This is a genomic window from Cronobacter muytjensii ATCC 51329, from assembly GCF_001277195.1.
GTDB lineage: Bacteria > Pseudomonadota > Gammaproteobacteria > Enterobacterales > Enterobacteriaceae > Cronobacter > Cronobacter muytjensii.
In genome coordinates, this window is the sequence record NZ_CP012268.1 from 2,486,557 (window position 1) to 2,508,830 (window position 22,274).

The window sequence follows — 22,274 nt, forward strand, 5'->3', positions numbered from 1 at the left end:
CTGAGATCAATTCCTCGCCAGTTTGACGCTAACGGTAAAGCGGAAGGTTGCCCGTTAACCGGGCGATGTGCTTTTTCGGCCCGACCAGCCCGAGCGCCGCCAGTTCGGTCTGCTCGCTGGTGGTCCCGGCGATTCGCCGCTCATACTCCTCCCAGGTTTTACACGATTGCGCCAGGGCGCTGAAGGGCAGCACCAGAATCTGCGGATCGTTTCGCGCGGCGTTAAAGAGGCTCAGCAATGTGTTGCCCTCGCCGAGCAATACCGGCAGCGGCGCGCGGATCACCCCCGGGTAGACGACGCCATCGGCACTTAGCATATCCGGCCCGACCAGTGCCTCCACCCTGCGCCCGAGGCAGACGCCGAGCACGCTGGCGGCATTCATGGCAAGGCCCGGCGTCAGCGCGCGGTCGACGACGATAGTGCATTTATGCAGGCTGGTATCGAATTGCATATTTTTCTCCCTGTCAGTTGTTATGGACAGTCTGCCCGATAATGCCGGATAAAAATGTTCTTTTATGCACCAAAATGCGCGGTTAAAGGGTAAAATTACCCTTTAAATTCGGTAATAAGGAAAATTATGTCTGACGATACGCTGGCACCTGCTGACATCACCCTGCTGACGCTGCTGCAACAGGACGCGCGCATAACCAACCAGGCGCTGGCGGATGCCGTTAATCTTTCGCCTTCGCCCTGCTGGCGCAAGGTGAAGAAGCTGGAAGAAGATAAGGTTATCCTCGGTTATCACGCCGCGCTGGACCGTCGGAAAATCGGCCTTGGCGTGATGGTGTTTGTGCGCGTAAGCATCGACAGCCACAGCGAAACACAGGCACGACGCTTTGAACAGGAGGTCATGGAGCTTGAAAATGTTGTCGCCTGCTACAGCATCGGCGGTGATGCCGATTTCCTGTTACAGGTGGTGTCGCGCGACCTCGATGCCTATGCAGAATTCGCCATGTCGGTATTGCGCCGTCTGCCGGGCATTAAAGAGATGCAAAGTATGTTTGTGCTAAAGGAGATAAAACCGTTCCAGACGCTGCCGGTCAGCGCCGCAGGGCGGCAATAAAAAACCGGCCTTGGCCGGTTTTCGTTAACGCATCTCGGCGCGCACGCGCTCAAGATCTTCAGGCGTATCGACGCCGGTTCCCGGCACGACTTCGGCGACGGCCACATGGATTTTCTCGCCATGCCACAGGACGCGCAACTGCTCCAGCATTTCAATCTGCTCAAGCGGGCTGGCAGGCCAGGTAACGTAACGGCGGATGAAACCCGCACGATAGCCGTAAATACCGATATGGCGCAGGAAGCTGTCGCCGATAGCGTCGCGCGACTGCGCGAAACGATCGCGATCCCACGGAATGGTGGCGCGAGAGAAGTAGAGCGCGTAGCCCTGCGCGTCCATCACCACTTTCACCGCGTTCGGGTTAAACGCTTCGTGCGCGTCATGAACCGGTACCGCCAGCGTCGCCATACCCGCCTGAGCGCCCGCCAGGTTTTCCGCCACCTGACGAATAATCGCCGGCGGGATCATCGGCTCGTCGCCCTGCACGTTCACAATAACCGTATCATCGGCGAAACCGCATTTCTCCACGACTTCCGCTAAACGCTCGGTGCCAGACTGGTGATCGGCGCGGGTCATACAGACTTCGCCGCCTGCCGCTTCAATTGCGCGGGCGACATCGGGGTGGTCGGTCGCGACAATGATTCGCTCAGCGCCCGATTCGCGCGCGCGTTCCAGCACATGCACAATCATCGGTTTGCCGTTGATATCCACAAGCGGCTTGCCCGGCAGACGCGTCGATGCGTAACGGGCGGGAATAATGACCACAAAACTCATGGGTTGGTCTCTTCTGCGGCAAGCGAGCGGGCTTCATTTTCCAGCAGAACCGGAATACCGTCGCGTAGCGGGAAAGCCAGACGGTCGGCTTTACAGATAAGCTCCTGCTTTTCCTGATTAAAGTAGAGCTTGCCGGTGCAAACCGGGCAGGCGATGATTTCGAGTAAACGATGATCCATGGTTCCTCCTGATGGACCGGTGGTATTAATCTTTTGAGGATATCACATGCGTCCGGGGCGCGGGGTCAATTTCCCAGCCCTCGCCCCACGCCTGCGCAAGCGGGCCGGGCAACTGGCGGAAAACCACCCGGTGGGCCCCCTGCCAGGCGGCGAAATCGCTGATAGCCTGGCGCAATCCAGCGATAACACCTGGCGTAAACTTCACGTCTTCTTCGCCATAAAGCGCAATCACCTCAAGCCACTGCTGCTGACGGTGCATTTTGGCGTCCATGCGCCCGACGAGCGCTCCCTTGTGCAACAGAGGCAGAACGAAATAGCCATATTTACGTTTGGGCGCCGGGGTATAACATTCAAGACGGTAGGAAAAATTGAAGAACGCCTCAGCGCGTCGGCGGTCCCAGACGATCGGGTCGAATGGCGAGAGCACCGCGCTGTGAGTCGCGCTGAGTTTGCCCGCCACGGCCTGTTCCAGCAGCGGCACCAGTTCATGATGCAGCCACATCAGCCCGAGCGTCTCGACCTCCACCGGCACCACGAACCCCTCCTCCTGCCATGCCTGTAGCAATGGCCCCGTCGCGACATGACGCAGCCGGTAGTAATCGGCAAGCCAGGCACTGCGGAAAATGCCGAGGCTGCGCGCGCTCCTGGCAAGCATCTGCGCCTCGGCCTGCGCTTTGTCGATCAGATGCAGGCTGTCGTCCCAGTCAGGCAGTACGCGGGTGGTGAGATCGTAGACGCGCTGGAAATTGCGTCGCTCCACCACCATCACCTGACCCGAGGTAAAAAGCCCTTCCAGGTGTTTTTTATGCGGTTTCCATTCCCACCAGCCGCTGGAGCCTTTGCGCGGATGCCCGAAATCCGCCGAACGAACCGGGCCGTTGCGCTCGATAAACGCCATCAGTTCGCCTATCTCCTGCGCGTGCTCTTTCATCCAGCCGGCACGGTATTTCCAGCCCATGTTTTCAGGGTTGAGCATACGGTGACGGAAAAGCGGGAAATCGCTGCGCGGCAGGAAACAGGCTTCATGCGCCCAGTACTCCATGAGTTCGCCGCGCGCCAGGGCGTCATCAAGCCAGTGCCCCGGATAAGCGCCGAGACGGCTGAACAGCACCAGATACGGACTGCGCGCCACGATGTTAATCGTGTCGATTTGCAGTAGCGACATGCGGGCAACGGTAGCGAGGATATCGGCAGAGCGTGCGCGCCGCGTCGGCTTTTTCAAAAGCCCCTGCGCGGCAAGATGGAGATGGCGCGCCGCGCGTAAAGAAAGATGCACTCCAGACATATCAGCTCCCGTACGCGAACCTGACTGGCACACCTGCTTAACGCACCAGCGCGAGGATATCCTTCAATAATTGATCGGCCTGCGGCTGCGACAGCACCGCTTCCACCGGCAAATACCACCAGTCCTCATGGGCGAAAGCGCGGCATTTTACGGCGTCTTTTTCAGTCATGATGAGCGTCTGCCCGTCACTCAACAGCGCCAGGACGTCGGCTTCGCGCAGCGCCTGATGGTCGGCGAGGCTTACCGTTTTCACCAGCGTCAGGCCGCATTTCTCAAGCGTGGCGAAAAAGCGCGGCGGATGGCCGATTCCTGCCATCGCGACGACGTTGTTAAGGCTTTCAACCGGGCGCTTTTCACCACTACGCAGATTCACCGCCAGGCCTGGAGTAAGCTGCATTGCAATTTCGCCGCTCCGGGCTTCGCCGCCGTTGGTAATAACGGCATCGACCTGTTTAAGGCGAGAAGCGCGTTCGCGCATCGGCCCGGCGGGGAGCCACCAGCCATTGCCGAAACGGCGTGCGCCATCGACAACGACAATTTCTTTGTCGCGCGCCAGCGCGTAATGCTGAAGGCCGTCATCGGTGATGATCATTTGCGGGCCCGCGCGTTCGAGGAGCGCCTGCACCGCTTCTGCGCGGTTTGCGGATACCGCCACAGGCGCGCCGGTACGCTGATAAATCAGCACCGGCTCGTCGCCAGCTTCCGCAGGCGTGGTGGCATCGTTAAGCACCAGCGGATAATGCGTCGCCTTACCGCCGTAGCCACGGGAGACAACGCCTGCACGCACGCCCCGCCGCTGTAGTTGCTCAACCAGCCAGACTACAACCGGCGTTTTGCCATTGCCGCCTGCGGTCAGGTTGCCCACCACCACTACCGGCACCGGCGCGCGCCAGGCTTTACGCAACCCTAAGCGATAACTCAGGCGGATAGCGCCGCTCACCAGGCCATAGAGCCAGGAGAGCGGCAGCAGCAAGACCCATAACGGCGAACGGCCGGACCAGATGCGCTCAATCATTGACCAAACTGCATTTTATGCAACTGCGCATAGACGCCGCGGTGCTCCAGCAATTCGGTATGGTTACCGCGCTCCACGATGCGCCCATCTTCGATTACCACGATTTCATCTGCCTGTTCTATGGTGGAGAGACGGTGCGCGATAACCAGTGACGTACGGTTCTTTTGCAGCTCGTCCAGCGCCGCCTGGATGGCGCGTTCTGATTCGGTATCCAGCGCGGAGGTGGCTTCATCAAGGATAAGGATCGGGCTGTCGCGCAGCAGAGCGCGGGCAATCGCGATACGCTGACGCTGGCCGCCTGAAAGCAGCACGCCGTTTTCGCCGATAACGGTATCAAGACCGTTATCCATCTTATTAATAAAGTCCATCGCATAGGCCATACGGGCAGCTTTTTCGATCTCTTCACGGCTGTACTCTTCGGTACGCGCGTAAGCAATATTATTGGCGATAGTGTCATTAAACAGATGGACATTCTGAGAGACCAGCGCGACCTGGTTACGCAGTGATGAGAGCGTATAGTCACGCAGGTCGTGGCCGTCCAGCAGGATCTCACCGCTGTCGATGTCATAAAAGCGCGTAATAAGGCTGGCGAGCGTCGATTTACCGGAGCCCGAACGCCCCACCAGCGCCACCGTTTTCCCTGCCGGGATCGAGAGACTGATATCACGCAGCGCCGGAATGTCACGGCCCGGATAGGTAAAGGTAACGTCACGGAACTCGAGATTGCCCTGAGCGCGTTCGATGACACGGGTGCCTTCGTCTTTTTCCTGCTCGCTGTCGAGGATGGCGAACAGTGTCTGGCAGGCTGCCATCCCACGCTGGAACTGCGCGTTGACGTTAGTCAGAGATTTCAGCGGACGCATCAGCGCAATCATTGAAGAGAAGACCACGGTGATGGTGCCCGCCGTTAAGGTTTCCATCACGCTCGGGAAGCTTGCGGCATACAGCACGAATGCCAGCGCCAGAGAAGCAATCAGCTGGATAATCGGGTCGGAAATCGACGAGGCGGACACCATTTTCATGCCCTGCAGGCGCATCTTATTGCTCACTTTCGCGAAGCGTTCGCCTTCAACCTGCTGGCCGCCGAAAATCAGGACTTCTTTATGGCCTTTCAGCATCTGCTCGGCGCTGGTCGTCACCTGCCCCATGGTGTTCTGCATGTTTTTGCTGATGCTGCGAAAACGCTTCGACACAACGCGGATAGCGATGGACACAATCGGCGCCAGCACAATCAAAATCAGTGAAAGCTGCCAGCTGTAGTAAAACATCATGATGAACAGGCCGATGATCGACGCCCCCTCACGCACTACGGTAATAAGCGCGCTGGAGGAAGACGAGGCCACCTGCTCTGAGTCGTAGGTAATGCGGGAGAGCAACGTGCCGGTAGACTGTTTATCGAAGAAAGATACGGGCATGCCCATCATGTGATTAAACAGGCGGCGGCGCATCGTCATTACGACTTTCCCGGAAACCCAGGAGATGCAGTAGCTGGAAATGTAACTGGTGATACCGCGCAGCACCATCAGGCCAATCACCACCAGCGGCATCCATAGCAGCACTGAGCGGTCTGTTTTACCAAAACCATCATCCAGTAATGGTTTAAGTAGCGATAACATATAGGTATCGCTGGCTGCGTTGAGTATTAACGCTACCCCAGCCACAATCAGACCCGCTTTGAAGGGTGCAATCACCGGCCAGAGTCGGCGGAAGGTCTGCCACGTGGAGAGATCTTTATCGTTATGCATTCAAAAAACCAGCTTTCGTTGAAATAGCCGCATATTCTACCTGTATTCAGCAGGTGAGCCAAACCACTGATGATACCAGCGGGGTAAAATCTGTTCTCTGAACCCTTCAATCTGCCATTGCCCTGGCGAAAAAGAGACAGAGATTTGCCCGGCGTGTGCCGTATCGCACCATTGATAGCGATGTGTTTTATAGCGTCGTATTATGGTCGTGGATGGCAGGCGCCAGGCGTTGTAGCGAGACACCGACGCCAGCGCCGCTTTGCCATTCACAACCGAAAGTAGCGTCGGCGTTGATGAAGTACGGCTGCCGTGGTGAGGCACCTGAATAATATCTGCCTGTAACTGCCGCCACTGCTTTTTGAGCATAGCCAACTCTGCCGGAGCTTCAATATCGCCAGTCAGCAAGACGCTGTGCTCGCCGTCATCGATTTTCACCACACATGAACGGTTATTACCCCGCGCCTGAAAACCCTCCGGTGGCCAGTGCACAGTAAAGTCGAGGCCCTGCCAGCGCCAGTGCACGCCTTTCACGCAGGGAAAATGGTTGGCCCAACCGAGTGGGCTGCGGATCCACATCTGCGGCCATGCGCGCGCCAGGCTCTCCAACCCACCCCGGTGATCGAGGTGCTCATGGCTGATAACTATCCCTTCCGGCTCAAGATGATGCCAGCGAAGCCAGGGGATAATCGTTTGCTGAGCGCTGTCGCCGCCAGCCCAGGCGTTTCCGCTGTCGTACAGTATCGCCTTGCCGTGGCGCTCAATCACCACGGAGAGACCGTGACCGATATCCAGCATATGTAACCGCCAGGTATCCTCTGCGGGTTTCTGCCAGAATGGCCATGACAGCAGCCCCAGCGTAATACCGCATGTTGCAGTCGAGGTACGCCACCAGCGCGTCCGCCAGAGAATAACCCCGGCCCAGGGCGCAAGCATCAGCCACTGATAGCGTTGATCAAGGCCAAGCCAGCCGGGAGGCAACTGCCGTAAGAACCAGAAAAGCGCGGCCAGCGTTCGGTCAGCTATCAGCCATATCCCCTGCTCCGCCCACGTTAGATGCGCCAGATCCAGCAGCATGCCAGCCAGTACCAGCGGCACGGCAATAAACGTGACCGCCGGCACCGCGACCAGATTCGCCAGCAGCGAGGACAGACTAATGCCATGGAACAACAAAAGCTGAAGCGGCAGCAGCAGCAGCGTCATACCGCACTGCAGATGCAGCAGGCTTTTCAGATGACGCCATCTCCCGTCAGCGCGCAACGGCACCCACTGATACCAGAAAATCAGCGCAGCCACAGCAAAGGCTGAAAGCCAGAGGCTTTCAGAGAGTATCGCCACGGGATCGCAGAAGAGAATGCTACCCACACAGCAGGCCCAAACTTGCCAGGGCGTCCATTGCCTGCCGCAAAATCGCAGCGCGCACCAGACGGAAATCGCGACCAGGGTTCTCACGGCGGGCGGATTACTGCCTGAGAGCCAGGTATAAAGTGCCGCTGTTGCCAGCATCGCCATTAAGGGAAACCGGTAGCCTATCCAGCGCGCAGGCAATAAGAGCTGTAACAAACGCGCCAGCGCCCACCCCAGCGTGCCGACAAAACCGATATGCAGCCCGGAGATAGCCATCAAATGCGCAGTGCCGGTTTCACGCAGGAGCGTTTTGACGTCATCTGTCAGGGCCACCCGCTCACCGAACCCGAGCGCCAGAATGACAGGTCGCCAGGTAAACGGTGCCAGTTGCTGGCTGACCGACGCGATATAGCGCGAGCGAAAGCTGCACGCCTCACTCAGCCGCTGCGCTGCCACCACGCGCCCGTTAAGCGGCTGGTGTTGCGATAAGGCATAGCGCTGGCGGTCAAAACCGCCTTCGTTGAGTTGCCCATGCACTGGCCTCAAGCGCAGCGTCATTAACCAGCGCTGGCCTGCGCACACCTGCTGCGGAAGATAAGTGCCCCGCAATATTGCCCCAGGCGCTGAAAGCCACCGTTCGCCATTCAACCGGAGAATTTTCACATTATGCTCTGTCGCGCCGTCGGTATCAGTCACCACCACCTCGGCCTGATGCGTCTTTCCGGCAAGCGATGTATATGGCAACGTGGCCTGCCGCGCGGCGAACAGCCCCCAGCAGAGAAAGAGCAACATCAGCGCCGGATAACGCACGGCCCGATACCGCAGAAAAACCATGACGGATGCCAGCAGCGTGAGCGCCGTTATCTGCGTGACGGGTGGCAGCGCGGGCAGGAAAAGCAGTGGCGACAGACCTGCCATGACGCACAGGCATAACGCGGGCAGCGGGATCACAAACACCTCCTTGTTGCGAAGGAGTGTGCAGCGGTCAAACGAGATTGTCAGACAGAGGTTGCTGGTTTTACGAGGCGTACAGAAAGGAATTTATGACGTTACAACGGTTGCAGTAAAAGTGTCGAGGCAGCTCGCAGTACCCTGTGACAGGTACAAAAAACGGCGCCCTGAGGTGCCGTTCTCTGCAAGGTTAAGGGATGGACTTAACCGTAAATATTGGCGCGGTCGCGTAGTTCTTTACCCGGTTTAAAGTGCGGAACGTACTTACCTTCCAGCTCAACTTTATCACCTGTTTTCGGGTTACGCCCGGTGCGTGGTGCGCGATAGTGTAAGGAGAAACTGCCGAAACCCCGGATTTCAATACGCTCGCCCTGGGCAAGAGTAGAGGCCATATGTTCCAGCATCTCTTTAACCGCATCTTCCACCGCTTTCGCCGGGATATGGGAGTGCTGGCTTGCAAGTCTTTCTATTAATTCTGACTTGGTCATGTTTCCTCCGGTTTCCATTCAGGAAAATTGTCTTACAGCTACCATCGAACAAGGGCGGCCAAAGCCGCCCTTAGTGTCTGATTACAGGCCGGAACCTGTAATCTGTCAAGGCAATTACTCGCCTTTAGCTGCTTTGAACGCTTCAGCCATTGCGTTAGAGAAGTTGCCTTCTTCCTGTTTGTTGTTAACAGAAGCGATTGCATCTTTCTCGTCAGCTTCGTCTTTCGCACGAACAGACAGGCTTACTACGCGGTTCTTACGATCAACGCCGGTGAACTTAGCTTCAACGTCGTCGCCAACGCTCAGAACCAGAGTCGCGTCTTCTACGCGGTCACGGGAAGCTTCAGAAGCGCGCAGGTAGCCTTCAACGCCGTCTGCTAATTCAACTGTAGCACCTTTAGCGTCAACTGCGGTTACTTTACCAGTAACGATTGCACCTTTCTTGTTCAGCGCAACGTAGTTGTTGAACGGATCTTCCGCGAGCTGTTTAACGCCCAGGGAGATACGCTCACGCTCTGCGTCAACCTGCAGTACAACGGCAGCGATTTCGTCGCCTTTTTTGTACTCGCGAACGGCTTCTTCGCCAGCCACGTTCCAGGAGATGTCAGACAGGTGAACCAGACCGTCGATGCCGCCGTCCAGGCCGATGAAGATACCGAAGTCAGTGATAGACTTGATTTTACCTTCAACGCGATCGCCTTTGTTGTGGGTCTCAGCGAACTGCTGCCACGGGTTGGCTTTGCACTGTTTCAGGCCCAGGGAGATACGACGACGTTCTTCGTCGATATCCAGAACCATCACTTCTACCACGTCGCCGACGTTAACAACTTTGGACGGGTGGATGTTTTTGTTGGTCCAGTCCATTTCGGAAACGTGTACCAGGCCTTCAACGCCTTCTTCGATTTCAACGAAGCAGCCGTAGTCGGTCAGGTTGGTTACGCGACCAGTCAGGCGAGTGCCTTCCGGGTAACGTTTAGCGATAGCAACCCACGGATCTTCGCCCAGCTGTTTCAGGCCCAGGGAGACACGGGTACGCTCGCGGTCGAACTTCAGCACTTTAACAGTGATTTCGTCGCCCACGTTCACGATTTCGCTCGGATGCTTAACGCGTTTCCATGCCATATCAGTGATGTGCAGCAGGCCGTCTACGCCGCCCAGATCAACGAATGCACCGTAGTCAGTGAGGTTCTTAACGATACCTTTAACTTCCATGCCTTCCTGCAGGTTTTCCAGCAGCTGATCGCGCTCTGCGCTGTTTTCAGATTCGATAACGGCACGACGGGAAACGACAACGTTGTTACGCTTCTGGTCCAGCTTGATTACTTTGAATTCAAGCTCTTTGCCTTCGAGGTGCAGGGTGTCACGAACCGGACGCACGTCTACCAGGGAACCCGGCAGGAACGCACGAATACCGTTCAGCTCAACAGTGAAGCCGCCCTTGACTTTGCCATTGATAACACCAGTAACGGTTGCAGCTTCTTCGTAAGCTTTTTCCAGCATCAGCCACGCTTCGTGACGTTTAGCTTTCTCACGAGACAGCAGGGTTTCGCCGAAACCGTCTTCTACTGCATCCAGAGCAACGTCAACTTCGTCACCAACCTGGATTTCAATTTCGCCCTGGGCGTTTTTGAACTGCTCTGCCGGAATGGCGGACTCAGATTTCAGACCGGCGTCAACCAGTACTACGTCTTTGTCGATAGCAACAACAACGCCACGAACGATAGAACCCGGGCGGGTTTCGATTTCTTTCAGGGATTCTTCAAAGAGTTGAGCAAAAGATTCAGTCATGTTTAATCTTCAGGTTTTAAATTAACGTCCACCTGGCATCATGCTGGGTGGGGTTGTTTCACATACCCGCTGTCACTCCATTGCAACGGGGGTACTGCAAATTCGGTCGCGTTACTTCGCGAGCGCCAGTTTTTCACGGGCGTATTCGAGCGCCTTTTCGATGACCTGTTCGATGCTAAGGCTGGTGGAATCCAGCACCAGAGCGTCTTGCGCAGGCACTAACGGCGCTACGGGCCGGTTACGATCGCGGTCATCGCGCTCTTTTATCTCGGCCAAAAGGCGTTCAAAGTTAACACTAAAGCCCTTTTCCTGCAACTGTAGCATGCGGCGATGGGCACGCTCTTCCGAAGAGGCGTCGAGGAAAATTTTCACTGGCGCATCAGGGAAAACCACGGTTCCCATATCGCGCCCGTCGGCTATCAAGCCAGGGGCTTCACGGAACGCGCGCTGACGGCGCAGCAGGGCCTCGCGCACGCGCGGAAACGCGGCGACCTGCGAAGCGGCGTTCGCCACTTCCTGCGTGCGGATTTCGGCGCTGACGTCCTCGCCTTCCAGAATCACTTCCAGTTCGCCCTGTTGCGCGACGAAACGCACGTCGAGATGCGCAGCCAGCGGAACCAGCGCTTCTTCAGAGGCGACGTCGACATGATGATGCAGCGCGGCCAGCGCAAGAACCCGGTAAATGGCGCCGGAATCCAGTAAATGCCATTGCAGGGTCTCAGCCATCGCTTTACACAGCGTGCCTTTGCCTGCGCCGCTTGGGCCATCGATTGTGATTACCGGGACGGATGCCGTCATCTTTTTCTCCTTCAATAACAAATGGCAGGCCTGCAACGTGAACGCGGCGCATTATACGCTTCATCAACGCAGACTGTTATCTTTCCGGCGAAATATTGCCGCCATTGTGGCTGAGTGTAGAAGAATTGGACGCAGATGCCCGAACCGCCGCGATGGCGGTCCGGGTAAGCAGGATTATTTCTTGTCTGCAGCGATACGATCGCGGATGTGCTGAGCGCGTTCCGCTGAAGGCGGGTGAGAGTCAAACATCGATTTCTCGGAACCCGCATCCAGTTTCGCCAGCTTCTCGAAACTGGTGACCAGGCCTTTGGTACTGATCTTACGTTTTTTCAGCAGATCGTAAGAGAAGTCATCAGCATCCGACTCCTGGCTGCGGGAGAACGCGGAGTTAATCACGTTTTGCGCCATGTCGCCCAGCTCAGATTTAGAGAGTTGCGCGCCTGCAGCGCTGGTAGCGGATACCGCATCGCGTGCCGCCACGGTCGCATACGCGGTCTGCATAGCTTTGCGGGTATGGCCTAAGGCCACATGCCCCATTTCGTGGCCCAGAACCGCTTCCACTTCGTTGTCGGTCATCATATCCATCAGACCGCTATAAACACGGATACAGCCGTTCGCCATCGCCCAGGCGTTGACTTCAGGCGTTTCGTAAACTTTGTAGTTTACCGGCGTGCCATTGATATTGTTGCCAAGCGCTTTCGCGATTTTATTCAGGCGTTTCGCGTATTTGCTGGACGCCGGCACGACGGGATTTTTTTTATCCATTTCCGCGCATGCCTGATCGGACAGCGCTTTTACGTCTGCGTCGCTGAGCGTCGCAGCCTGATATGCGGACATGCCGGATTTTGCCAGCGCGTCGCCATTCAGCGCGCCCATATTTTTACAGCCAGACACCAGCGCTGCGGCAACCAGACAGCTCAGAAGTACTTTTTTGTTTTTCATAATAAATCGTCCATGGATTCAACGTAAAAATGCAGCGGGTTAATTAAAACCCGGCGGCAGATTAACATTATTGAAACATGGACGCTTATCCGAATAATCACGGCTACACAGCGCCCCGTACTTATGATACGGGGCTACCGGTCAGATCAGGCGGAGTGGCTGATGCGCGCGAGCTGGGTGAAGTAATCAGGAAAGGTCTTCGCGGTGCATTTCGGATCGAGAATGGTCACCGGCGTGTCGGAGAGCGCCACCAGCGAGAAGCACATCGCCATGCGGTGATCGTTATAGGTGCCGATATCAGCGAATTGCAGCTGCGCTGGCGGCGTAACGGTAATGAAGTCATGTCCCTCCTCCACCGTCGCGCCCACTTTACGCAGCTCCGTCGCCATCGCCGCCAGACGGTCTGTTTCCTTCACACGCCAGTTGTAGATGTTGCGAAGCGTGGTGGTGCCGTTAGCGAACAGCGCGGTCGTCGCGATGGTCATCGCCGCATCGGGGATATGGTTCATGTCCATATCAACAGCGTTAAGCTCACCGCGGGTGCAGCTAATGAAATCGTCGCCCCAGGTGATGCGTGCGCCCATTTTCTCCAGCACATCGGCAAAACGGATATCGCCCTGCACGCTGTTGCGCCCGATCCCGGTGACCTTCACAGTGCCGCCACGAATGGCCGCGGCGGCGAGGAAATAGGACGCGGACGAGGCGTCGCCTTCCACCAGATAGTGCCCCGGCGACTGGTACTGCTGGCCGCCCTGAATCACAAAACGCTGGTAATTCTGGTTCTCCACCTCAATCCCGAAGGTTTTCATCAGGTGCAACGTAATATCAATATAGGGTTTTGAAACCAGCTCACCTTTGATGTCGATAGCGGTATTGCTCGGCGCCAGCGGTGCTGTCATCAGAAGCGCGGTTAAAAACTGGCTGGAGACGCTGCCGTCAACGGTGACGTTACCGCCCGCAAAACCGCCTTTCAGGCGCAGCGGCGGATAGTTTTCCTGCTCCAGATATGTAATGTCTGCGCCGCCCTGACGCAGCGCGTCTACCAGATGGCCTATCGGGCGCTCTTTCATACGCGGCTCGCCGGTCAGCACAACATTATTGGTGCCGAGGCACAGCGCGGCGGCCAGCGGACGCATCGCTGTGCCCGCGTTGCCTAAAAATAGCTCCAGCTCCACGAGCGTGTTAAACGGCCCACCCTGCCCCTGAATTTCACAGCGGGTGCGATCGTCGGAGAGCGAATAATTCACACCCAGCGCTTTAAGCGCATTCAGCATGTGGCGCACGTCATCGCTGTCTAACAGGTTGGTCAGCGTGGTGGTGCCTTTCGCGAGCGCGGCCAGCAGCAGCGCGCGATTGGACACGCTTTTGGAGCCAGGAAGGTTAATGGTGCCATCCACGCGCGCGATGGGTTGTAAGGTCAGGGATTCCTGCATGGAAAAAGTCTCAATAAAACAGAATAAAAACCCCGCGGGCAGCCGCGGGGAGAATCGTCATGGAAGGATTAACCGTGGCGGCGTTCGAAATCAACCATAAAATCGGTCAGGGCTTGCACCCCTTCGAGCGGCATCGCGTTATAAATAGAGGCGCGCATCCCGCCAACCACGCGGTGGCCTTTCAGCGCATGCAGACCCGCCGCGAAGGATTCCTCAAGGAACAGCTTATCCAGATTGCTGTCGGCGAGCTGGAACGGCACGTTCATGCGCGAACGGTTCGCCGTCGCCACGTCGTTGCGATAGAAGCCGCTGTTATCAATCACGCCATAAAGCAGTTCCGCTTTTTGCTGATTGATTTTGTCCATCGCGGCCACGCCGCCCTTACCTTTGAGCCATTTAAAGACCAGTCCTGCCAGATACCAGGCGAAGGTCGGGGGCGTATTGAACATAGAGTCATTTTCGCTCAGCACGCTGTAATCCAGCACGGAAGGACACGCCACATGCGCCCTGCCGAGAAGATCCTCGCGCACAATGACCAGCGTCAGACCCGCCGGGCCGATATTTTTCTGTGCGCCCGCATAAATGACGCCATAGCGACTGATGTCGATGGGATGAGACAGAATAGTAGAGGAAAAATCCGCGGTCACGATAGCGTCGCCGAAATCGGGCGTATCGTTAATTGCGATACCGTCGATAGTTTCATTCGGGCAATAGTGCAAATACGCCGCGCCTTCAGAGCGCTGCCATTCATTCATCGGCTTGATAGCGCGTTTGCCGTCGACGGTAATTTTCGCGTCGATAACATTCGGCGTCAGGTATTTTTTGGCTTCTTTAACGGCGCTGGCCGCCCAGTAGCCGCCGTCGACATAATCCGCCGTCGTCTTGTCGCCCAGCAGATTCAGCGGAATAGCGGAAAACTGGCCTCGCCCACCACCGTGACAGAACAATACTTTATAGTTTGAGGGGATCTGCAGCAGATCGCGAAAATCCTGCTCTGCCTGCTCCGCAACCTGAATAAACTCTTTGCTGCGGTGGCTAATTTCCATCACAGAGGTGCCTAACCCCTGCCAGTCACGCAACTCTTCCTGAGCTACTCGCAACACATCCGCCGGCAGCATCGCCGGGCCAGAACTAAAATTGTAGACCTGAGCCATTTCCCCTCACCACGCTAAAAGCAATAAGTTTTTCCTGTGGCTATCGGTTTTATCATTCCGTCGCCGGGGCTGCAACGGCTAATCCTGGCACCATGGGTAATGTGCGCTAAATCACACAACAGATTCCGCCAGCGCGCGCTGCGCTGGCGGTGGAATTCGCTGTCAGGTGACGCGGGTCGCGGTGCTTGCCTTCACCCAGATGTGGTTTTTACAGCGCGGACACGGTGGTTTAACGCCTGACTCAAAGGTCACCACTTCGCTACAGCGAATGCAGGCGTAGTCGCCGGTTTCCGGGATCGTTTCAAACCGTTCGCTGCAATACTCCGGCAAAATGGAGAGCCCCGGTCGCACCAGTTTATCAGGATAGTAGTACACGCTGATTTGCCCGCTCGCTTCCAGAATCGCCAGCCGCACCTGTCCCAGATGTTCCACCCCTTTGGTGCGCAGCTCCATAAAGAATTCAAATTCGGTCATGTTTTCCCGGTTGAGTTTCTCCCAGGCCAGCTCGCCATCTTCAATAATGATGCGTGGCTTGCCCTCAAGCAGATCTTCGAGCTTTTCGCTAAATGACATCAGCCACATCGCCAGCCGATAGAGCAGCGCGATGGTGACAAACACGGCCAGCACCGGCAGCATCGGCACGTCATCATAAAACGCCACGTCGCCCGCCGCCGAGCCAAGCGTCAGAATGATTAAGACTTCAAACAGCGACATCTGGCGTACGCCGCGTCGCCCGGTAATTTTGAGAAACACAAAGACCAGAAGAAAGGTATAGAGGCTGCGTAGCGCGACTTCGCCCAGAAATTCAAGCGGAAACTTGTCAAGCGCCATCCGTTGCAAATCGAAAGCTTTCATATTTTTCTTACGCCATAACAGGGAGTTATCACTTCTAAGAATAGCCGTAAGATTTATTTTTGCCGTGCCGGGCGGGACGATGGCTAACAGCGGCTAAAATCCGTATCATTGCGCGCTTTGCGTACGACAAAAGTGGATCCCATGACTCAAACCTTCATCCCCGGCAAAGATGCCGCTCTGGAAGATTCCATCGCTCGCTTCCAGCAGAAACTCGCCGATCTGGGCTTTAACATCGAAGAGGCCTCCTGGCTGAACCCGGTGCCAAACGTCTGGTCCGTGCATATTCGCGACAAAGAGTGCGCACTGTGCTTTACCAACGGTAAAGGCGCCACGAAAAAAGCCGCGCTGGCGTCCGCGCTGGGCGAATATTTTGAGCGTCTGTCCACCAACTATTTCTTCGCTGATTTCTGGCTGGGCGACACCATTGCGAATGGCCCTTTTGTACACTATCCGAATGAAAAATGGTTCCCGATCCCGCAGAGCGACGCGCTGCCAGAAGGGATCCTCGACGCCCGCCTGCGCGCGTTTTACGATCCGGAAAACGAGCTGACCGCCAGTATGCTGGTAGACCTGCAGTCTGGTAATGAAGAGCGTGGCATCTGCGCCCTGCCGTTTACCCGTCAGTCCGACGAGCAGACCGTCTATATTCCGATGAACATTGTAGGCAACCTGTACGTGTCCAACGGCATGTCCGCCGGCAATACCCGCAATGAGGCCCGCGTTCAGGGGCTTTCTGAAGTCTTCGAGCGCCACATTAAAAACCGTATTATCGCTGAGAGCATCAGCCTGCCGGAGATCCCGCAGGACGTGCTGGCGCGCTACCCGGGTGTCGTGGAAGCCATCAATACGCTCGAAGCCGAAGGTTTCCCCATTTTCGCCTATGACGGCTCGCTGGGCGGTAAGTATCCGGTTATCTGCGTCGTGCTGTTTAACCCGGCGAACGGCACCTGCTTCGCTTCCTTTGGCGCGCATCCTGATTTCGGCGTAGCGCTGGAGCGTACCGTGACGGAACTGCTGCAGGGTCGCGGCCTGAAAGATCTCGACGTGTTCACCCCGCCGACGTTTGATGATGAAGAAGTCGCTGAGCACGCTAACCTGGAGACCCATTTCATTGACTCCAGCGGTCTTATCTCCTGGGATATGTTTAAGCAAGACGCAGACTACCCGTTCGTGGACTGGAGCTTCGCCGGTACTACGGAAGAAGAGTTCGCCACGCTGATGGCTATCTTCCGCGCCGAAGATAAAGAAGTGTATATCGCCGATTACGAACATCTGGGCGTCTACGCCTGCCGTATCCTGGTACCAGGCATGTCCGACATCTATCCGGCGGAAGATCTGTGGCTCGCCAATAACAGCATGGGCGCGCACCTGCGCGAAACCCTGCTGGCGCTGCCGGGCAGCGAATGGGAGAAAGAAGATTATCTGAATCTCATCGCCCAGCTTGATGAAGAAGGCCATGACGATTTTACCCGCGTACGCGAACTGCTTGGTCTGGCGACCGGTAAAGACAACGGCTGGTATACCCTGCGCATCGGCGAGCTGAAAGCAATGCTGGCGCTGGCGGGCGGCGATCTGGATCAGGCGCTGATCTGGACAGAATGGACAATCGAGTTTAACGCGTCGGTCTTTAGCGCCGGGCGCGCCAACTACTATCGCTGCCTGCAAACTCTGCTGCTGCTGGCGCAGGAAGAGGAACGCGAGCCACTGCAGTATCTCAATGCGTTTGTGCGCATGTACGGTGCTGATGCGGTGGAAGCCGCCAGCGCTGCTATCAGCGGCGAAGCGCCGTTCTACGGTCTTCAGCCGGTCGACAGCGACCTCAAAGCTTTCCCGGCGCATCAGTCGTTACTGGCGGCCTACGAAAAACTACAGCGTGCTAAGGCGACGTTTTGGCAGGGAAATTGATATAACGCATATCAATTGACTTGCTTCACACTTATGTTTAGCAAATATGACGGGGCGCGTTTACGGCCCCGTTTTTATTTATCTGGCTAGCCTCAAATTGTAAAAATCGGGTTAATTACTGGTGAATATAAATTATATCCGCCCGGCTTGATTGTTACTTTTTTTAGCCAATAATTCATAGTGATTAACACTTTATGGGGAGAGTCTTTTCGTCTTTTTTCAACTCATTTAATAAATTTTAAAATTTATTTTTTAGTCTATAATCAAAAAGTTAAGCTGAAATTGCGTAAAAACCAAACGCCTTTCAGTCCTGCAAACCTGGCGAGATATGATCCATATCAAATTTTACTCCATCATGCTTTGTTAGTATCAACTCGCCGAATAAATAAAGAGAGAGTTAGTGTGAAAGCTGACAACCCTTTTGATCTATTACTCCCCGCTGCTATGGCGAAAGTCGCCGAGGAAGCGGGTGTTTACAAAGCCACGAAACATCCGTTAAAGACGTTTTATCTGGCAATTACGGCTGGCGTATTTATCTCTATTGCTTTCGTTTTCTATATCACCGCCACCACCGGCACTGCCGCGATGCCATTCGGCATAACAAAACTCATTGGCGGTATCTGTTTCTCACTCGGGTTGATTCTTTGCGTCATTTGCGGCGCCGATCTCTTTACGTCGACGGTGCTGATTGTCGTCGCTAAGGCCAGCGGGCGTATCACGTGGGGGCAACTGGCACGCAACTGGCTGAATGTCTATGTGGGCAACCTGATTGGCGCCTTGCTCTTTGTCTTACTGATGTGGCTTTCCGGCGAGTATATGACCGCCAACGGCGGCTGGGGGCTCAACGTCCTGCAAACGGCGTCGCACAAAGTCGAGCATACCTTTATTGAGGCGGTCTGCCTCGGTATCCTGGCTAACCTTATGGTATGCCTCGCCGTCTGGATGAGTTACTCAGGGCGCAGCCTTATTGATAAGGCCTTTATTATGATTCTGCCGGTCGGGATGTTTGTGGCCAGCGGTTTCGAACACAGTATCGCCAACATGTTTATGATCCCGATGGGGATAGTGATCCGTCACTTTGGCAGCCCGGAGTTCTGGAGCGCGATTCACGCTTCGCCAGACCAATTTTCTCATCTGACCGTGATGAATTTCATCATTGATAACCTGATACCGGTAACCATAGGTAATATCATTGGTGGGGGTTTGCTCGTCGGATTGACATACTGGGTCATTTACCTGCGTGGCGACGACCATCGCTGATAGTTGTTCCAGGCAGTAAATAAAAAATCCACTTAAGAAGGTAGGTGTTACATGTCCGAGCTTAATGAAAAGTTAGCCACAGCCTGGGAAGGTTTTGCGAAAGGCGACTGGCAGAATGAAGTCAACGTCCGCGACTTTATCCAGAAAAACTACACGCCATACGAGGGTGACGAGTCCTTCCTTGCTGGCGCAACTGAAGCCACCACTACCCTGTGGGACAAAGTGATGGAAGGCGTCAAACTGGAAAACCGCACGCATGCGCCAGTTGATTTTGACACTTCTGTCGCGTCCACCATCACCTCGCACGACGCGGGTTACATCAACAAGTCGCTGGAAAAAATTGTTGGCCTGCAGACTGAAGCTCCGCTCAAACGCGCCATTATTCCGTTTGGCGGCATCAAAATGGTTGAAGGTTCCTGCAAAGCGTATAACCGCGAGCTCGATCCTCAGCTGAAAAAAATCTTCACCGAATACCGCAAAACCCATAACCAGGGCGTATTCGATGTTTACACCAAAGACATTCTGAACTGCCGTAAATCCGGCGTGCTGACCGGTCTGCCGGATGCTTACGGCCGTGGTCGTATCATTGGTGACTACCGTCGCGTTGCACTGTACGGTATCGACTTCCTGATGAAAGACAAATACGCACAGTTTGTCTCTCTGCAACAGGACCTGGAAAACGGCGTTAATCTGGAAGCGACCATTCGTCTGCGCGAAGAGATTGCTGAACAGCACCGCGCGCTGGGTCAGATCAAAGAGATGGCGGCGAAATATGGTTGCGATATCTCCGGTCCGGCAACGAACGCTCAGGAAGCGGTGCAGTGGACGTACTTCGGCTACCTGGCTGCGGTGAAATCCCAGAACGGCGCTGCAATGTCCTTTGGCCGTGTCTCTACGTTCCTCGACGTTTACATCGAACGCGACCTGAAAGCGGGCAAAATCACCGAGCAGGAAGCCCAGGAGCTGATCGATCACCTGGTGATGAAACTGCGTATGGTACGCTTCCTGCGTACGCCGGAATATGATGAGCTGTTCTCTGGCGACCCGATTTGGGCGACCGAATCCGTTGGCGGTATGGGCGTTGATGGCCGTACCCTGGTGACCAAAAACAGCTTCCGTTTCCTGAACACCCTGTACACCATGGGGCCGTCTCCGGAGCCGAACATCACTATTCTGTGGTCCGAAAAACTGCCGCTGAACTTCAAAAAATTCGCAGCAAAAGTCTCCATCGATACCTCATCTCTGCAGTATGAGAACGATGACCTGATGCGCCCGGACTTCAATAACGACGACTACGCTATCGCATGCTGCGTAAGCCCGATGGTAGTTGGTAAGCAAATGCAGTTCTTCGGCGCTCGCGCTAACCTCGCGAAAACCATGCTGTACGCTATCAACGGCGGCGTTGATGAAAAACTGAAAATGCAGGTAGGCCCGAAATCTGAGCCGATCAAAGGCGATCTGCTGAATTTTGATGAAGTTATGGAACGTATGGATCACTTCATGGACTGGCTGGCGAAACAGTACGTCACCGCCCTGAACATCATCCATTACATGCATGACAAGTACAGCTACGAAGCTTCGCTGATGGCGCTGCACGATCGCGACGTGATTCGTACCATGGCGTGCGGTATCGCGGGTCTGTCGGTAGCAGCGGATTCCCTGTCTGCTATTAAATACGCGAAAGTTAAACCGATTCGCGATGAAGACGGCCTGGCTATCGACTTCGAAATCGAAGGCGAATACCCGCAGTTCGGTAATAACGACGCTCGCGTGGATGACCTTGCAGTTGACCTGGTTGAACGTTTCATGAAGAAAATTCAGAAACTGACCACTTACCGCAACGCGATTCCGACCCAGTCCGTGCTGACCATCACCTCTAACGTGGTTTATGGTAAGAAAACCGGTAACACCCCGGATGGCCGCCGCGCAGGCGCACCGTTTGGCCCGGGTGCTAACCCGATGCACGGCCGTGACCAGAAAGGCGCTGTCGCCTCTCTGACCTCTGTTGCGAAACTGCCGTTCGCTTACGCAAAAGATGGTATTTCCTATACCTTCTCTATCGTGCCGAACGCACTGGGTAAAGACGATGAAGTGCGCAAAACCAACCTGGCAGGCCTGATGGATGGTTACTTCCACCATGAAGCGTCTATCGAAGGCGGCCAGCACCTCAACGTGAACGTCATGAACCGTGAAATGCTGCTGGATGCGATGGAACATCCTGAGAAATATCCGCAGCTGACCATTCGCGTGTCTGGCTACGCGGTGCGCTTCAACTCGCTGACCAAAGAGCAGCAGCAGGACGTCATCACCCGTACTTTCACTCAGACAATGTAATACCCGCTCTGGCTGAAAACGCGTAAAATGAAGGCTCCACGTTTGTGGGGCCTTTCTTATAACCCACCCCGTTATGAGCCTTTTCTGCAAGGCGACTGACTATAATTCAGTTATCTCGCAAAAAAGACTCGACGCGGCACAGACCGCGCTCACCCGGCCCCGCAGTATCGGGCCCGAACTGGAGATAACACCGCAATGTCAGTTATTGGTCGCATTCATTCCTATGAATCCTGTGGCACCGTAGATGGCCCGGGGATCCGCTTTATCACCTTCTTTCAGGGCTGCCTGATGCGCTGCCTCTATTGCCATAACCGCGACACCTGGGATACGCACGGCGGCAAAGAGATCACAGTTGAAGAGCTGATGAAAGAGGTAGTGACCTACCGGCATTTTATGAACGCGTCCGGCGGCGGCGTGACCGCCTCTGGCGGCGAAGCTATTTTGCAGGCAGAGTTTGTGCGTGACTGGTTCCGCGCCTGCAAGAAAGAAGGCATTCATACCTGTCTCGATACCAACGGCTTTGTGCGCCGTTACGATCCGGTGATTGACGAGCTGCTGGAAGTGACCGACCTGGTGATGCTCGATCTCAAACAGATGAATGACGAAATCCATCAGAATCTGGTGGGCGTCTCCAACCACCGCACGCTGGAATTTGCCCGTTATATCGCCGCGAAAGGTATCAAAACCTGGATACGCTATGTGGTTGTACCGGGCTGGTCCGACGATGATGACTCCGCTCACCGTCTCGGTGAATTTACCCGCGAAATGGGCAACATCGAAAAAATCGAACTGCTGCCCTACCACGAACTCGGCAAACACAAATGGGTTGCGATGGGTGAAGAGTACAAGCTGGACGGCGTGAAACCGCCGAAGAAAGAGACGATGGAGCGGGTTAAAGGTATTCTGGAGCAGTACGGCCACAAGGTAATGTACTGACAACGCGACAGATAAAAAACAACGCCCG

The 22,274-nt window shown here is 55.5% G+C and carries 19 protein-coding genes; 5 read left to right on the plus strand and 14 right to left on the minus strand.

Translation table 11 applies throughout. The features are described 5' to 3' along the window. Nucleotides 1-28 precede the first annotated feature (28 nt). Nucleotides 29-451: a DUF2000 domain-containing protein gene (locus tag AFK63_RS11565; protein WP_038863801.1), complete on the minus strand. Its 423-nt coding sequence runs from the start codon at nucleotides 449-451 to the stop codon at nucleotides 29-31. Nucleotides 452-577: 126 nt separating this feature from the next. On the opposite strand from AFK63_RS11565, the gene AFK63_RS11570 reads away from it, so the two are divergent. Next, nucleotides 578-1,063 carry an Lrp/AsnC family transcriptional regulator gene (locus tag AFK63_RS11570; RefSeq protein ID WP_038863803.1) on the plus strand — a complete coding sequence of 162 codons (486 nt, stop codon included), beginning with the start codon at nucleotides 578-580 and terminating at the stop codon, nucleotides 1,061-1,063. A 24-nt stretch (nucleotides 1,064-1,087) separates the two neighbouring features. On the opposite strand, the gene kdsB is transcribed toward AFK63_RS11570, so the two are convergent. The 13 genes from kdsB to AFK63_RS11635 form a co-directional block, all read right to left on the minus strand. Beyond that, on the minus strand, nucleotides 1,088-1,834 hold the full coding sequence (gene kdsB / locus AFK63_RS11575; RefSeq protein ID WP_038863804.1) for a 3-deoxy-manno-octulosonate cytidylyltransferase: 747 nt from the start codon (nucleotides 1,832-1,834) through the stop codon (nucleotides 1,088-1,090). Continuing rightward, nucleotides 1,831-2,013, minus strand: coding sequence for a protein YcaR (ycaR, locus tag AFK63_RS11580; RefSeq protein WP_038863806.1), 183 nt, complete (start codon nucleotides 2,011-2,013; stop codon nucleotides 1,831-1,833). The genes kdsB and ycaR overlap by 4 nt, the downstream gene beginning before the upstream one ends. A 25-nt stretch (nucleotides 2,014-2,038) precedes the next feature. Beyond that, complete coding sequence (locus tag AFK63_RS11585; protein WP_038863807.1) at nucleotides 2,039-3,298, minus strand: winged helix-turn-helix domain-containing protein; 1,260 nt, start codon at nucleotides 3,296-3,298, stop codon at nucleotides 2,039-2,041. 37 nt (nucleotides 3,299-3,335) lie between these two features. Beyond that, a complete protein-coding gene (lpxK, locus tag AFK63_RS11590) occupies nucleotides 3,336-4,313 on the minus strand; it encodes a tetraacyldisaccharide 4'-kinase (protein ID WP_038863809.1) in 978 nt (325 codons plus the stop codon). Next, a complete protein-coding gene (msbA, locus tag AFK63_RS11595; protein WP_038863810.1) occupies nucleotides 4,310-6,058 on the minus strand; it encodes a lipid A ABC transporter ATP-binding protein/permease MsbA in 1,749 nt (582 codons plus the stop codon). Before msbA ends, lpxK begins: the two co-directional genes overlap by 4 nt. Nucleotides 6,059-6,094: 36 nt before the next feature. After that, nucleotides 6,095-8,320 carry a ComEC family protein gene (locus AFK63_RS11600; RefSeq protein WP_050568169.1) on the minus strand — a complete coding sequence of 742 codons (2,226 nt, stop codon included), beginning with the start codon at nucleotides 8,318-8,320 and terminating at the stop codon, nucleotides 6,095-6,097. A 236-nt stretch (nucleotides 8,321-8,556) separates the two neighbouring features. Next, the gene (gene ihfB, locus AFK63_RS11605) at nucleotides 8,557-8,841 is read right to left on the minus strand and encodes an integration host factor subunit beta (RefSeq protein WP_004387353.1); all 285 of its coding nucleotides are present in this window, start codon (nucleotides 8,839-8,841) and stop codon (nucleotides 8,557-8,559) included. A gap of 114 nt (nucleotides 8,842-8,955) precedes the next feature. Further along, nucleotides 8,956-10,629: a 30S ribosomal protein S1 gene (rpsA, locus tag AFK63_RS11610; RefSeq protein WP_004387354.1), complete on the minus strand. Its 1,674-nt coding sequence runs from the start codon at nucleotides 10,627-10,629 to the stop codon at nucleotides 8,956-8,958. A 111-nt stretch (nucleotides 10,630-10,740) separates the two neighbouring features. After that, entirely contained in the window at nucleotides 10,741-11,427 is a 687-nt protein-coding gene (gene cmk, locus AFK63_RS11615; RefSeq protein WP_038863812.1) for a (d)CMP kinase, read from the minus strand. A gap of 174 nt (nucleotides 11,428-11,601) precedes the next feature. Next, nucleotides 11,602-12,369, minus strand: coding sequence for a metalloprotease LoiP (loiP, locus tag AFK63_RS11620; protein ID WP_038863814.1), 768 nt, complete (start codon nucleotides 12,367-12,369; stop codon nucleotides 11,602-11,604). 146 nt (nucleotides 12,370-12,515) lie between these two features. Beyond that, on the minus strand, nucleotides 12,516-13,802 hold the full coding sequence (gene aroA / locus AFK63_RS11625) for a 3-phosphoshikimate 1-carboxyvinyltransferase (protein ID WP_038863816.1): 1,287 nt from the start codon (nucleotides 13,800-13,802) through the stop codon (nucleotides 12,516-12,518). Nucleotides 13,803-13,870: 68 nt separating this feature from the next. Beyond that, on the minus strand, nucleotides 13,871-14,956 hold the full coding sequence (serC, locus tag AFK63_RS11630; RefSeq protein WP_038863817.1) for a 3-phosphoserine/phosphohydroxythreonine transaminase: 1,086 nt from the start codon (nucleotides 14,954-14,956) through the stop codon (nucleotides 13,871-13,873). A gap of 162 nt (nucleotides 14,957-15,118) precedes the next feature. Then, complete coding sequence (locus tag AFK63_RS11635; protein ID WP_038863818.1) at nucleotides 15,119-15,811, minus strand: DUF421 domain-containing protein; 693 nt, start codon at nucleotides 15,809-15,811, stop codon at nucleotides 15,119-15,121. Nucleotides 15,812-15,952: 141 nt separating this feature from the next. Between AFK63_RS11635 and ycaO the strand changes: the two genes are divergently transcribed. The 4 genes from ycaO to pflA all read left to right on the plus strand — a co-directional run bounded on the left by ycaO (nucleotide 15,953) and on the right by pflA (nucleotide 22,246). Continuing rightward, nucleotides 15,953-17,716, plus strand: a complete 1,764-nt coding sequence (gene ycaO / locus AFK63_RS11640) for a 30S ribosomal protein S12 methylthiotransferase accessory factor YcaO (RefSeq protein ID WP_038863819.1) — start codon at nucleotides 15,953-15,955, stop codon at nucleotides 17,714-17,716. A gap of 402 nt (nucleotides 17,717-18,118) precedes the next feature. Next, nucleotides 18,119-18,976 (plus strand): formate transporter FocA, encoded by an 858-nt coding sequence (focA, locus tag AFK63_RS11645; RefSeq protein ID WP_038863823.1) that lies wholly within the window; start codon nucleotides 18,119-18,121, stop codon nucleotides 18,974-18,976. A gap of 51 nt (nucleotides 18,977-19,027) precedes the next feature. Then, complete coding sequence (gene pflB / locus AFK63_RS11650) at nucleotides 19,028-21,310, plus strand: formate C-acetyltransferase (protein ID WP_038863824.1); 2,283 nt, start codon at nucleotides 19,028-19,030, stop codon at nucleotides 21,308-21,310. Nucleotides 21,311-21,505: 195 nt separating this feature from the next. Then, on the plus strand, nucleotides 21,506-22,246 hold the full coding sequence (gene pflA, locus AFK63_RS11655) for a pyruvate formate lyase 1-activating protein (RefSeq protein ID WP_007730248.1): 741 nt from the start codon (nucleotides 21,506-21,508) through the stop codon (nucleotides 22,244-22,246). Nucleotides 22,247-22,274 lie beyond the last annotated feature (28 nt).

Coding starts and splice junctions, on each gene's coding strand:
- cmk (WP_038863812.1), bottom strand. CDS start 11,427: ATGACGGCATCCGTCCCGGTAATCACAATCGATGGCCCAAGCGGCGCA.
- pflA (WP_007730248.1), top strand. CDS start 21,506: ATGTCAGTTATTGGTCGCATTCATTCCTATGAATCCTGTGGCACCGTA.
- AFK63_RS11570 (WP_038863803.1), top strand. CDS start 578: ATGTCTGACGATACGCTGGCACCTGCTGACATCACCCTGCTGACGCTG.
- AFK63_RS11565 (WP_038863801.1), bottom strand. CDS start 451: ATGCAATTCGATACCAGCCTGCATAAATGCACTATCGTCGTCGACCGC.
- AFK63_RS11635 (WP_038863818.1), bottom strand. CDS start 15,811: ATGAAAGCTTTCGATTTGCAACGGATGGCGCTTGACAAGTTTCCGCTT.
- loiP (WP_038863814.1), bottom strand. CDS start 12,369: ATGAAAAACAAAAAAGTACTTCTGAGCTGTCTGGTTGCCGCAGCGCTG.
- ycaO (WP_038863819.1), top strand. CDS start 15,953: ATGACTCAAACCTTCATCCCCGGCAAAGATGCCGCTCTGGAAGATTCC.
- AFK63_RS11585 (WP_038863807.1), bottom strand. CDS start 3,298: ATGTCTGGAGTGCATCTTTCTTTACGCGCGGCGCGCCATCTCCATCTT.
- ycaR (WP_038863806.1), bottom strand. CDS start 2,013: ATGGATCATCGTTTACTCGAAATCATCGCCTGCCCGGTTTGCACCGGC.
- lpxK (WP_038863809.1), bottom strand. CDS start 4,313: ATGATTGAGCGCATCTGGTCCGGCCGTTCGCCGTTATGGGTCTTGCTG.
- AFK63_RS11600 (WP_050568169.1), bottom strand. CDS start 8,320: ATGGCAGGTCTGTCGCCACTGCTTTTCCTGCCCGCGCTGCCACCCGTC.
- msbA (WP_038863810.1), bottom strand. CDS start 6,058: ATGCATAACGATAAAGATCTCTCCACGTGGCAGACCTTCCGCCGACTC.
- rpsA (WP_004387354.1), bottom strand. CDS start 10,629: ATGACTGAATCTTTTGCTCAACTCTTTGAAGAATCCCTGAAAGAAATC.
- aroA (WP_038863816.1), bottom strand. CDS start 13,802: ATGCAGGAATCCCTGACCTTACAACCCATCGCGCGCGTGGATGGCACC.
- kdsB (WP_038863804.1), bottom strand. CDS start 1,834: ATGAGTTTTGTGGTCATTATTCCCGCCCGTTACGCATCGACGCGTCTG.
- pflB (WP_038863824.1), top strand. CDS start 19,028: ATGTCCGAGCTTAATGAAAAGTTAGCCACAGCCTGGGAAGGTTTTGCG.
- ihfB (WP_004387353.1), bottom strand. CDS start 8,841: ATGACCAAGTCAGAATTAATAGAAAGACTTGCAAGCCAGCACTCCCAT.
- serC (WP_038863817.1), bottom strand. CDS start 14,956: ATGGCTCAGGTCTACAATTTTAGTTCTGGCCCGGCGATGCTGCCGGCG.